Source organism: Pluralibacter sp. (assembly GCF_019237635.1).
GTDB lineage: Bacteria > Pseudomonadota > Gammaproteobacteria > Enterobacterales > Enterobacteriaceae > Enterobacter_B.
The window spans coordinates 1-12713 of the sequence record NZ_JAFAGS010000165.1 but is presented as its reverse complement, the minus strand read 5'-3'; the positions used below and the strand labels follow the sequence as shown (position 1 = coordinate 12713).

Below are 12713 nucleotides of genomic sequence, written 5' to 3'. Positions count from 1 at the left end.
CATTACGTTTTCTGCTCCTTTTTGTCGCGGGCATGCCTCTGGCAAGCCATGCGCTAACGTTTGATGTCCGTGGCGGTTATAAAACCGGGAGTCACTCCTATGAGTCGCGCTATAAGATCAGCGAGAGCTGGGCTAATGGCTGGTGGGCCAGTGCGGAGATGGATAATAAAAATAATAAAAATAACGGAAAGGGGCCAAAGGGAGCGGATAAGGCTGACAGCGCGCACTCTTTTGGCGACAGTACAACGGACTATAACGAGTTAGAAACCAATTATACGTGGCGGTTTGCCGATAAGTGGAACCTTCAACCTGGCGGTATTTATCATTGGAGCAGTAAAGGGACGCAGTTACGTCCCTATATCAGAGTCAATTATCTGCCGACGGCAGACTGGAGTTTAGGACTGCGTTATCGCTATGATTATAATACCTATGAGACAACGAATGATGACGGGGAGTCACATCGCGATAGCGTCAACCGTCTTGACCTCTATGTCGGTTATAAATTTAACAGCCAATGGAGTGTCTTGTATCAGGGGACGGCGTATAAACATGCGAATGACGATTACACCTATAAAAATAATAAAACCTGGGCTACGGAGAATGCATTTACTCTTCGCTATAAATGGAACAAATGGTTTAGCCCGTATGTTGAATACGATTATCTGGATCAACAGGGTTATTATGAAGGGGAAGATAACATCTCCGAATCGCGCTATCGCATAGGTGTTACGTTTACGCTTTAAGTCAGTGAGATGTGAGAGGACCCGGTTATCATGCCGGGTTCTCGCTGTTCTGCCCGTTTAGTGCCTGCGCTTCGCCACGAGCGTGAATTTGTAATCATCGCTCTTGAAGGCATTACGGCTGTACTCAAATACCCGGCCATCGCTGAGGTAACCGCGGGATATTTTTTCCAGAATCGGTTTTGTCGCCTCTATCCCCAGGGCAGCCACCACTTCGGCAGAGGGCATCACCGGGACGAGTTCTTGCTCGCTGCGATCGATAACCATCTTCTTTACCTGCTCGATAAAATGATACTTCGAGTTTTCCATCACTTCCCAGGTGAGATCGGGAAAGAGTGTTAGCGGCATCCAGGTTTCTTCCAGCGTCACCGGTTTTTGCTTGATGAAGCGTACGCGTTTCACGTGCCAGCTTTTATCACCAGGGGCGATTTGCAGCTTTTCGGCAAGCGCAGTATCGGCGGCGATCACCTCAAACACCCGCACGTCGCTGTGCGTTTCAACATGACGATCCGCCAGCTTTTCATAGAAGCTGGTCAACTGGTAGATATCGTAATTTACCCGCTCTTCTTTTACATACGAGCCGCTGCCCTGAATGCTTTCAATAATGGACTGCTCTGTCAACTGCTTCAGCGCCTGGCGCACCGTGACCCGGCTAACGCCAAACTGTTCCTGAAGCGCTGATTCCGTCGGCAGCGCATCACCGGCTTTTAACGCGCCGCACTGGATTTGCTCGCGCAGCGCATCCGCGATTTGCCGGTACATGGGTTTACTGCTCATCGTCCTTGCGCTCCTCAGTGATACTAATATTGAGACTCATCGCGATGATTATGCGCACTTTTGTTTTGCTGTAAATAATACAAATTAGATACAAATATCGCTTTAAAGAGAAAATGATCACATAAATGTATTGTTTGGTCTGGCATGATGCTCGCCATTCAACAACCTGAAGCGGTTGTTTTACTTAGAGCACAGTGAGGATCGTGATGAATGTAATGGCATTAACGCATCCGGATGCCCTCTGCCTGCAGGCGCAATTTGCCAGCCGTGAAGAGGTCATCCAGGAACTGGCGCGACGTCTGGCGGCGCTCGGCAAAATTAGCGATAGCAAACAATTCCTTGCCGACGTTTTTGCCCGCGAGAATGACGGTCCTACGGCATTAGGCGAGGGGTTGGCGGTTCCCCACGGTAAAAGCGACGCCGTGCGGGAGGCGGCCTTCGCCGTTGCGACGCTCCGCGTCCCGCTAGACTGGCAAGGCGTCGATGGCCCGGAGCGGGTCGATACGATCGTTCTTCTGGCGATCCCCAAAGCCGAGGCCGGATCGACGCATATGCACTTGCTGACGGCGTTAACCTCGCGCCTGGCGAATGACGACACTCGCGAGGCGGTGCGTCGCGCGACGTCAGCGCAACAGTTGTTGAGCGCCTTAGCGCAGCCGGAACAGGCATCGGTGGCGGAGATACCCGCCGATGCGCCGGTGGTGGTCTGCGTCACCGCGTGCCCGGCAGGCATTGCCCACACCTATATGGCGGCGGAATATCTGGAGAAGGCGGGCCAGCAACTGGGCGTTAACGTGTATGTCGAACGCCAGGGCGCGAACGGTATCGAATCACGGCTGACGCCGGAGCAGCTAATGGCGGCGAGGGCCTGCATTTTTGCGGCAGAGGTCGCGATCAAGGAGAGCGAGCGCTTTGCCGGTATCCCGTCACTGAGCGTTCCGGTTGCCGAGCCGATTCGTCACGCGCAGGCGCTTATCCAGAGGGCGCTGGTCCTGACGCCCTCCGGTGAAGCCCGACAAGCCCAGACGGGCCTGCCGGGGAAAGTCAGCGTCAAAACAGAGCTCAAGCAGGCGCTGCTGAGCGGGATATCGTTCGCCGTACCGCTGATTGTCGCAGGCGGCACCGTACTGGCGGTGGCCGTACTGCTGGCACAGATGCTGGGATTACAGCAGCTGTTCGATCTCGAAAACTCCTGGCTCTGGATGTACCGCAAGCTGGGGGGCGGCATGCTCGGTACGCTGATGGTGCCAGTGCTGGCGGCTTATACGGCCTATTCGCTGGCGGATAAACCCGCGCTGGCGCCGGGGTTTGCCGCAGGTCTTGCCGCCAACATGATTGGCTCGGGTTTCCTTGGCGCCGTTGCCGGTGGGCTTATCGCCGGTTATCTGATGCGTTGGGTAAAAACGCACATTCGCCTGAGCAATCGCTTCAACGGGTTTCTGACCTATTACCTCTATCCGGTGCTGGGTACGCTGGGGGCAGGCAGCCTGATGCTGTTTGTCGTCGGTGAACCGGTGGCGTGGATCAACAACGGGCTGACGGCATGGCTCAACGGGCTATCGGGTACCAACGCGCTGCTGCTCGGTGCGGTCATCGGTTTTATGTGCTCCTTCGATCTCGGTGGTCCGGTCAACAAAGCCGCCTACGCGTTTTGCCTCGGCGCAATGGCCAACGGCGTTTACGGCCCGTACGCCATCTTTGCCTCGGTCAAAATGGTCTCCGCCTTTACGGTCACGGCATCGACGATACTGGCGCCACATCTCTTTAAAACTTTTGAAATTGAGACCGGGAAATCGACCTGGCTGCTGGGGCTTGCGGGGATCACCGAAGGCGCAATCCCGATGGCGATTGAAGATCCGCTGCGGGTTATCGGCTCTTTCGTGCTGGGCTCGATGGTTACCGGCGGCATTGTCGGCGCCATGAATATCGGCCTTTCAACCCCGGGGGCGGGCATCTTTTCGCTGTTCCTGCTGCACGATGGCGGGTTGGGCAAGGCGATGGCTGCCGCCGGATGGTTCGCGGCGGCGCTGATTGGTACGCTCATCTCGACGTGCATTCTGATCCTCTGGCGGCGCTACGCCGTAAAAACCGGCAAGTATGTCACCGACAGCGCGATGTCCTGACGCTGCAATATAAAGAAACAGGAAACGAAGATGAAAGCTGTATCTCGCGTTCACATCACGCCGCATATGCACTGGGATCGGGAGTGGTACTTCACCACCGAAGAGTCCCGCATTCTGCTGGTCAACAATATGGAAGAGATCCTGACCCGGCTGGAGCAGGATGCTGAATATAAGTACTACGTACTCGACGGACAGACCGCTATCCTCGAGGATTACTTTGCCGTGAAGCCGGAGAACCGGTCGCGCGTGAAGGCGCTGGTGGCGGCGGGTAAGCTGATTATCGGCCCGTGGTATACGCAAACCGACACCACTATCGTCGCCGGGGAGTCGATAGTCCGCAACCTGATGTACGGCATGCGCGACTGCCTGGCGTTCGGCGAACCGATGAAAATCGGCTATCTGCCGGACTCTTTCGGCATGTCCGGACAGTTACCGCATATCTATAACGGTTTTGGCATTACCCGCGCGATGTTCTGGCGCGGGTGCTCCGAACGCCACGGCAGCGATAAAACCGAGTTTCTCTGGCGCAGCGTTGACGGTAGTGAAGTGGTCGCCCAGGTGCTGCCGCTGGGCTACGCGATTGGCAAGTACTTACCGGAGGACGAGGCGGGGCTGCGTCAACGGCTCGACAGCTATTTTACGGTGCTGGAGAACGCCTCGGTGACAAAAGAAATTCTGCTGCCAAACGGACACGACCAGATGCCGCTACAGCAGAATATCTTTGCGGTAATGGCGAAGCTGCGGGAAATCTACCCGCAACGCGAGTTTGTGATGAGCCGCTTTGAAGAGGTTTTTAACCATATCGAGCGCCAGCGCGATGTTCTGGCGACGCTGACGGGCGAGTTCAACGACGGTAAATATATGCGCGTCCACCGCACGATTGGCTCCACGCGCATGGATATCAAAATCGCCCACGCCCGTATTGAAAACAAGATAGTCAATTTGCTGGAGCCGCTGGCGACGCTGGCCTGGACGCTGGGGTTTGAGTATCAGCACGGCCTGCTGGAGAAGATGTGGAAAGAGATCCTCAAAAATCACGCCCACGACAGCATTGGCTGCTGCTGTAGCGATAAGGTGCATCGCGAAATTATGAGCCGCTTCTGGCTGGCGGAAGAGATGGCCGACAGCCTGATACGCTTTTATATGCGCAAGATCGTCGACAATATGGCGCCCGGCGAGGGCGATAAGCTGACGCTGTTCAACCTGCTCCCCTGGACGCGCGATGAGGTTATCAACACCACGATTCGCCTGCGGGGAAATCAGTTTCAGCTCCGTGATGCCCTGGGGAACGATGTCGCTTATTACATCCGCGCCCGGCGAGAAATCGACCCGGGGTTGGTGGACCGGCAAATTGTCCACTACGGCAACTATGAGCCGTTTATGGAGTATGACATTCAACTGCGCCAGACGCTGGCGCCGATGGGCTACACCACGCTGCAGATTCTGCCAGGAGAAAAGGGGATTCAGCAACTGGCCGAAAAGCCTGGCGACGCGCTGCTGGAAAACGACTACTGGCGCATTACGCTCAATGACGACGGCACGCTGTGTATGGCGGATAAAGAGAGCGGACGGGTTTATGACCGGGTGCTGGAATTTGAAGAGAGTTCTGACGATGGCGACGAGTACGACTACTCGCCTTCCCACGAAGAGTGGCTGCTCACCTCGGCCAGCGGTACGCACCGCAGCGAGGTGGTGCATGAGGGCTGGCAGAGCAGGGCGGTGATTCAGAGCCAGCTTGCCGTTCCGGCCAACCTTGCCGAGCGGGCCGCGCGGCAACGTAGCGGCTTGCTGACGCTGGAGTCGACCGTGGTGTTGCACCGTACCAGCCGTCGGGTGGATTTTTCGCTGCGTATAGGCAACGCGGCTGACGATCACCGCGTGCGGGTGCGGATCCCGGTGCCTTATAAAGCGGAGTCGGTACTTACCGACACACAGTTTGGCTCGCTCTCCCGCCCGGTAAGCGATCCGGCGATGGAAAATTGGCAGGCCCAGGGGTGGAAAGAAGCGCCGGTTCCGGTATGGAATTTCCTCAACTATGCCGTCCTGCAGCAGGGGCAGCACGGTCTGGCGCTGTTTACCCAGGGCCTCCGGGAGGTTGAGATTATCGGCGAGGAACACAGCGCTTTTGCGCTTACGCTGCTGCGTGGCGTCGGTCTGTTGGGAAAAGAGGACCTGCTGCTACGCCCGGGGAGACCCTCCGGCATCAAAATGCCGGTGCCTGACGCCCAGCTCCGGGGCGAGTTACGTTGCAGCTTTAGCCTGTGGTCATTTAGCGGCTCAACGCTTGAGGCGGGTGTCGCCCAGCAGGCGCGTGCCTGGCTGACGCCGGTACAGTGCTATAACAAGATCCCGTGGGATGCGATGAAGCTGAACCGCTCGGCCATCGTCACGCCTGCGTGCTATTCGCTGTTCAGCATGCCCGCGACGGGCTGCCAGCTCAGCGCCCTGAAAAAAGCAGAGGATGAGGAGGCGCTGATTGTTCGGTTATTTAACCCCTCCGATTGTGAGCCCGCGCAGACCCGGTTGCGGTTTTGCGCACCGGTATCCTGCCAGGAAACGGGAATGGATGAACGACCAACAGGGGAGGGGAGCGCGATTACTGACCATGTGGTGAGCTTCCTGCCCGGGCAATCCCGTACCTGGCGCGTTAAAATCGGTTAATTTACAGGCAAATAACACGATGCCACGCCCAGCGTGGCATTTTTGTTTTCCGCTGACACAATGAGCAAATGTTGATTTTTGAATGCAATAAAGTAAATGGAATGTAATAAAATAAGGGGCGCACAAGCGAATGGCAAAATACTGTGAAGCGACTAACATTATCTAAGATCGCCTGGAAGGTTTTTTCTCCTGTGAATCCCGCCTCTGCCTAATTACCCGTTTGTTTAATTTTATCCTATTTGATAACCATCACGGTCATGGTGTGAACATGTTTGTAACATTGTTTTTACTATGAATCATCAATCACATACACAATTAACAGAGTTAAGTAAAATTGATTTAAATCAATATCTAATGCTTGGAAAAAGGAGTCAAAAGACGTTAAATTGTTCGCGATCAAACTGGCCTAAAAGTAGCATCTTCGCTATATATTGATCACCGTCGAAAAACGTAAATCTGGTTCAATAAAAACCTGTTTATTGTAAGGGTTTTACGGCGTAATATATTTAAGGGATCAATTTGGGTTTTTTATTAACGTATTTGTAACCTTTACCCATTGCTGTTTCCGGTTATCGGGGTACAGCAACGAAGCGGGAAGCAAATAAATTTGTATTGGGGCATGTGTGTGAGTCCTTTCTAACGGGGTTCACTCTCGGAGTCTTCATGCGATGAGCAAGGAGTCATGATGTTAGATATAGTCGAACTGTCGCGCTTACAGTTTGCCTTGACCGCGATGTACCACTTCCTGTTTGTGCCGCTGACGCTCGGTATGGCGTTCCTGCTGGCCATCATGGAAACGGTCTACGTCCTTTCCGGCAAACAGATTTATAAAGATATGACCAAGTTCTGGGGCAAGTTGTTTGGTATCAACTTCGCTCTGGGTGTGGCAACCGGTCTGACCATGGAGTTCCAGTTCGGGACTAACTGGTCTTACTATTCTCACTATGTGGGCGATATTTTCGGTGCGCCGCTGGCCATTGAAGGGCTGATGGCCTTCTTCCTCGAATCCACCTTTGTAGGTCTGTTCTTCTTCGGTTGGGACCGTCTGGGCAAAGTCCAGCATATGGCGGTAACCTGGCTCGTCGCATTAGGCTCTAACCTTTCTGCGCTGTGGATCCTCGTCGCCAACGGCTGGATGCAGAACCCAGTTGCTTCGGACTTCAACTTCGAAACCATGCGTATGGAGATGGTGAGCTTCTCCGAGCTGGTGTTGAACCCGGTAGCACAGGTGAAATTCGTTCACACCGTGGCGTCTGGTTATGTCTGCGGCGCGATGTTCATTCTGGGCATCAGCGCTTACTACATGCTGCGCGGTCGCGATTTCGCCTTTGCGAAACGCTCCTTTGCGATTGCGGCAAGCTTCGGTATGGCGGCGATTCTCTCCGTTATCGTTCTGGGTGATGAATCCGGTTACGAGATGGGTGACGTACAGAAAACCAAACTCGCGGCGATTGAAGCCGAGTGGGAAACGCAACCTGCCCCGGCCGCATTTACGCTGTTCGGTATCCCGGATCAGGATGCGCAGAAAAACCGCTTTGCTATCCAGATCCCTTACGCGCTGGGTATTATCGCCACGCGCTCCGTGGACACGCCGGTTATTGGTCTGAAAGACCTGATGGTGCAGCACGAAGAGCGAATCCGTAACGGGATGAAGGCCTATGCCTTGCTGGAGCAGTTGCGCGCCGGTTCAACCGACCAGGCGGTACGCGACCAGTTCAACAACGTGAAGAAAGACCTGGGTTACGGTCTGCTGCTGAAACGCTATACCCCGAACGTCTCTGACGCGACCGAAGCGCAAATCCAGCAGGCGACGAAGGACTCCATTCCACGCGTTGCGCCGCTGTACTTCGCGTTCCGTATCATGGTCGGCTGCGGCATCCTGATGCTGCTGATTATTGCCGCCTCCTTCTGGTCGGTGATCCGTAACCGTATCGGCGAGAAAAAATGGCTGCTGCGCACCGCGCTGTACGCGATTCCGCTGCCGTGGATTGCTATCGAATCCGGTTGGTTTGTGGCGGAATATGGCCGTCAGCCGTGGGCGATTGGTGAAGTCTTGCCAACCGCGGTCGCCAACTCGTCGTTGACGGCAGGCGATCTGATCTTCTCGATGGTGCTGATCTGCGGCTTGTACACGCTGTTCCTGGTGGCTGAACTGTTCCTGATGTTTAAGTTCGCACGCCTTGGCCCAAGCAGCCTGAAAACCGGTCGTTACCACTATGAGCAGTCCACTACGACTACTCAGCCGGCACGCTAAGACAGGAGTCGTCAAATGATCGATTATGAAGTATTGCGTTTTATCTGGTGGCTGCTGGTTGGCATTCTGCTGATTGGTTTTGCGGTCACCGACGGCTTCGACATGGGGGTGGGCATGCTCACCCGTTTCCTCGGTCGTAATGATACCGAGCGTCGAATTATGATTAACTCCATCGCCCCGCACTGGGACGGCAACCAGGTATGGCTCATCACCGCTGGCGGCGCGCTGTTCGCGGCCTGGCCGATGGTCTACGCGGCAGCCTTCTCCGGCTTCTACGTGGCGATGATTCTGGTGCTGGCGTCTTTGTTCTTCCGTCCGGTCGGTTTCGACTACCGTTCGAAGATTGAAGACACCCGCTGGCGCAACATGTGGGACTGGGGCATCTTCATCGGTAGCTTCGTTCCGCCGCTGGTGATCGGCGTGGCGTTCGGCAACCTGCTGCAGGGCGTGCCGTTCCACATCGATGAATACATGCGTCTGTACTACACCGGTAACTTCTTCCAGCTGCTGAATCCGTTTGGTCTGCTGGCAGGCGTGGTGAGTGTGGCGATGATAGTCACCCAGGGCGCGACCTATCTGCAGATGCGTACCGTGGGCGAACTGCACCTGCGCTGTCGTGCAACCTCGCAGGTTGCCGCGCTGGTGACGCTGGTGTGCTTCGCGTTGGCAGGCGTTTGGGTGATGTACGGTATTGATGGCTACGTGATCACGTCTGCTATCAACCATGCCGCGCCGTCTAACCCGCTGACGAAAGAAGTCGCGCGTCAGGCTGGCGCCTGGATGGTGAACTTCAACAATGCGCCGAGCCTGTGGGCAATTCCGGCTCTGGGCGTGCTGCTGCCGTTGCTGACCATGCTGACCTCTCGTCTGGAAAAAGGCGCGTGGGCGTTCCTGTTCTCCTCACTGACGCTCGCTTGCATCATCCTGACTGCGGGTATCGCGATGTTCCCGTTCGTGATGCCGTCCAGCACAATGATGAATGCCAGCCTGACCATGTGGGATGCGACATCCAGCCAGATGACGCTGAACCTGATGACCTATGTGGCCTGCGTGTTCGTACCGATTGTTCTGTTGTACACCATCTGGTGCTACTGGAAAATGTTCGGTCGTATCACCAAAGAACACATTGAAAGCAATACCCACTCTATGTACTAAGTAAGGAGCAAGATATGTGGTATTTCGCATGGATTTTGGGAACGCTTCTTGCCTGTGCCTTTGGGGTCATTACCGCGCTGGCGCTGGAGCATGTTGAAGCGTCCAAAGCCGGACAAGAAGAACATTGATGAATAAGATTATCGCAACGTTGTATGCGGTAATGGATAAGGGCCCGTTAAGGGCCCTTTCCTTACTGATGGCCTTAGTGCTGGCAGGATGCATTTTCTGGGACCCATCACGTTTTGCGGCCAAAACCAGCGCGCTGGAAATCTGGCACGGCTTCTTGATCATGTGGGCGGTTTGCGCGGGCGTTATCCACGGCGTGGGTTTTCGTCCTCAGGCTACCCATTGGCAGGGGATTTTTTGCCCGCTGCTGGCTGACCTGATTTTGCTTGCCGGACTGATTTTCTTTTACGCCTGAATAAGAAACATCCGTTAACCGTTATGGGCTTGCATAAGCCCATAAAAATTTACGCTCCGTTTACTTTCTCCCATTCCAAACCACCTTTCCCGCGCGTATAGTAGCGAAGTTTGAAAGTCCTAAATCTTTTTTTGCATTACCGGGATGTAAAGTGAATACAACGCTGTTTCGATGGCCGGTTCGTGTCTATTACGAAGACACCGATGCCGGTGGTGTGGTTTACCACGCCAGCTACGTCGCTTTCTATGAAAGAGCACGTACTGAGATGCTGCGCCATCATCACTTTAGTCAGCAAGTTTTGCTGGCTGAGCGGGTTGCCTTTGTGGTACGTAAGATGACGCTGGAGTATTTTGCACCCGCCAGACTCGACGACATGCTCGAAGTCCAAACGGAAATTACAGCGATGCGTGGCACCTCTCTGGTCTTCACGCAGCGGATCGTCAACGCGGAAAACACGGTACTGAATGAAGCTGAAGTGCTGATTGTCTGTGTTGATCCACTCTTAATGAAGCCTCGTGCGCTTCCCAAGTCTATTGTCGCGGAGTTTAAGCAGTGACTGACATGAATATCCTTGATTTGTTCCTGAAGGCAAGCCTTCTGGTTAAACTTATCATGTTGATTTTGATTGGTTTTTCAATCGCTTCCTGGGCCATCATCATCCAGAGAACGCGCATCCTCAATGCGGCCGCGCGTGAAGCAGAAGCCTTTGAAGACAAGTTCTGGTCGGGTATTGAGCTGTCACGCCTGTATCAGGAGAGCCAGGGCCGTCGCGAGAGCCTGAATGGCTCTGAGCAAATTTTCTATAGCGGTTTCAAAGAGTTTGCCCGTCTGCATCGTGCGAACAGCCATGCGCCGGAAGCGATTGTCGAAGGGGCATCTCGCGCGATGCGCATTTCGATGAACCGCGAACTGGAAACGCTTGAAACCCATATTCCGTTCCTCGGCACGGTCGGCTCTATCAGCCCGTATATCGGTCTGTTCGGCACCGTCTGGGGGATCATGCACGCTTTTATCGCGCTGGGCGCGGTTAAACAGGCCACGCTACAAATGGTTGCACCGGGTATCGCAGAAGCGTTGATCGCGACCGCTATCGGTCTGTTCGCCGCTATTCCGGCGGTAATGGCGTACAACCGCCTGAACCAGCGCGTGAATAAACTGGAGCTGAACTACGACAACTTTATGGAAGAGTTCACCGCGATTCTGCACCGTCAGGCGTTTACCAGCAGCGACAGCAACAAGGGGTAAGCCATGGCCAGAGCACGTGGACGCGGACGTCGCGAACTGAAGTCCGAAATCAACATCGTTCCGCTGCTGGATGTGTTGCTGGTGCTGCTGCTGATCTTTATGGCGACGGCACCGATCATTACGCAGAGCGTGGAAGTCAATCTTCCAGATGCAACCGAATCGCAAGCCGTTAGCACCAACGACGATCCACCGGTTATCGTAGAAGTTTCCGGCGTAGGTCAGTACAGCGTCAACGTTGGTCCGGATAAAATGCCGCAGCTGCCGCCGGAGCAGGTGGTTGCTGAAGCGCAGCGTCGTCTGCAGGCGAATCCTAAAACGGTCTTCTTAATCGGCGGCGCTAAAGATGTGCCTTACGATGAAATTATTAAAGCGCTGAACCTGTTGCACAGCGCAGGTGTTAAATCGGTTGGTTTAATGACCCAGCCAATCTGACCCGGCTAACAGGCTAACAGTTTTTGGGAACCGAGAGTGTCAAAGGCAACCGAACAAAACGACAAGCTAAAACGCGCGATCATCATTTCAGTCGTTCTGCATATCATCTTGATTGCACTGCTGATTTGGAGTTCGTTCGATGAGCATATAGATGCGTCGGCAGGCGGCGGAGGTGGTTCGTCCATTGATGCGGTGATGGTCGACCCTGGCGCCGTAGTGCAAAACTACAATCGCCAACAGCAGCAGGCAGCCAGCGCGAAACGCGCGCAGGAACAGCGTGAAAAACAGGCGCAGCAGCAGGCGGAGGAGATGCGTGAGAAGCAGGCCGCCGAGCAGGAGCGTCTGAAACAGCTGGAGCAGGAAAAACTGCAGGCGCAGGAAGCGGCGAAGCAGGCGCAGGAGCAGCAGAAACAGGCTGAGCAAGCCGCGGCGAAAGCAGCGGCGGACGCCAAAGCTAAAGCCGAAGCGGACGCAAAGCTCGCTGCCGACGCGGCGAAAAAAGCCGCCGCGGATGCGCAGAAGAAAGCAGAAGCGGAAGCGGTAAAAGCGGCAGCGGCGGCACAGAAGAAAGCCGAAGCTGACGCTGCGAAAGCCGCTGCGGACGCACAGAAGAAAGCCGAGGCGGAAGCCGCGAAGAAAGCGCAGCAGGATGCAGAGAAGAAAGCTGCCGCCGATGCTGCGAAGAAAGCCGCTGCCGCCGAGAAGGCCGCAGAAAAAGCAGCAGCAGAAAAAGCTGCCGCCGATCAGGCCGCTGCTGAGAAAGCAGCCAAAGCCGCAGCGGATAAGAAAGCTGCTGCTGCGGAGAAAGCGGCGGCCGCGAAAGCTGCAAAAGCCGCTGCTGCTAAAAAGGCTGCGGAAGATAAAGAGGCTTCTGGCGTTGACGATCTGTTTGGCGATCTCAGCTC

At 54.9% G+C, this 12713-nt stretch carries 12 protein-coding genes; 11 read left to right on the top strand and 1 reads right to left on the bottom strand.

Annotated elements, in window-relative coordinates; translation table 11 throughout:
- Positions 1–11 precede the first annotated feature (11 nt).
- Entirely contained in the window at positions 12–743 is a 732-nt protein-coding gene (locus JO226_RS19455; RefSeq protein WP_296406466.1) for an oligogalacturonate-specific porin KdgM family protein, read from the top strand.
- Positions 744–800: 57 nt separating this feature from the next.
- On the opposite strand, the gene JO226_RS19450 is transcribed toward JO226_RS19455, so the two are convergent.
- Positions 801–1517: a GntR family transcriptional regulator gene (locus JO226_RS19450; protein WP_296406462.1), complete on the bottom strand. Its 717-nt coding sequence runs from the start codon at positions 1515–1517 to the stop codon at positions 801–803.
- A gap of 206 nt (positions 1518–1723) precedes the next feature.
- Between JO226_RS19450 and mngA the strand changes: the two genes are divergently transcribed.
- The 10 genes from mngA to tolA all read left to right on the top strand — a co-directional run.
- Positions 1724–3640 carry a PTS 2-O-a-mannosyl-D-glycerate transporter subunit IIABC gene (gene mngA, locus JO226_RS19445; RefSeq protein ID WP_296406460.1) on the top strand — a complete coding sequence of 639 codons (1917 nt, stop codon included), beginning with the start codon at positions 1724–1726 and terminating at the stop codon, positions 3638–3640.
- Between the two features lie 30 nt (positions 3641–3670).
- Complete coding sequence (gene mngB / locus JO226_RS19440) at positions 3671–6301, top strand: mannosylglycerate hydrolase (RefSeq protein WP_296406459.1); 2631 nt, start codon at positions 3671–3673, stop codon at positions 6299–6301.
- A gap of 685 nt (positions 6302–6986) precedes the next feature.
- Positions 6987–8555, top strand: coding sequence for a cytochrome ubiquinol oxidase subunit I (cydA, locus tag JO226_RS19435; protein ID WP_296406464.1), 1569 nt, complete (start codon positions 6987–6989; stop codon positions 8553–8555).
- A 15-nt stretch (positions 8556–8570) separates the two neighbouring features.
- Entirely contained in the window at positions 8571–9710 is a 1140-nt protein-coding gene (gene cydB, locus JO226_RS19430) for a cytochrome d ubiquinol oxidase subunit II (protein ID WP_296406457.1), read from the top strand.
- A 14-nt stretch (positions 9711–9724) separates the two neighbouring features.
- Positions 9725–9838: a cytochrome bd-I oxidase subunit CydX gene (gene cydX, locus JO226_RS19425; RefSeq protein WP_296406456.1), complete on the top strand. Its 114-nt coding sequence runs from the start codon at positions 9725–9727 to the stop codon at positions 9836–9838.
- A complete protein-coding gene (ybgE, locus tag JO226_RS19420) occupies positions 9838–10131 on the top strand; it encodes a cyd operon protein YbgE (protein WP_296406454.1) in 294 nt (97 codons plus the stop codon). The genes cydX and ybgE overlap by 1 nt, the downstream gene beginning before the upstream one ends.
- 151 nt (positions 10132–10282) lie before the next feature.
- Positions 10283–10687: a tol-pal system-associated acyl-CoA thioesterase gene (gene ybgC / locus JO226_RS19415; protein WP_013367061.1), complete on the top strand. Its 405-nt coding sequence runs from the start codon at positions 10283–10285 to the stop codon at positions 10685–10687.
- Entirely contained in the window at positions 10684–11376 is a 693-nt protein-coding gene (gene tolQ / locus JO226_RS19410; RefSeq protein ID WP_013367060.1) for a Tol-Pal system protein TolQ, read from the top strand. The genes ybgC and tolQ overlap by 4 nt, the downstream gene beginning before the upstream one ends.
- A 3-nt stretch (positions 11377–11379) precedes the next feature.
- A complete protein-coding gene (gene tolR, locus JO226_RS19405; RefSeq protein ID WP_296406450.1) occupies positions 11380–11808 on the top strand; it encodes a colicin uptake protein TolR in 429 nt (142 codons plus the stop codon).
- Between the two features lie 36 nt (positions 11809–11844).
- Positions 11845–12713: cell envelope integrity protein TolA (gene tolA, locus JO226_RS19400; protein WP_296406448.1), on the top strand; the 869-nt coding region annotated here is incomplete at its 3' end.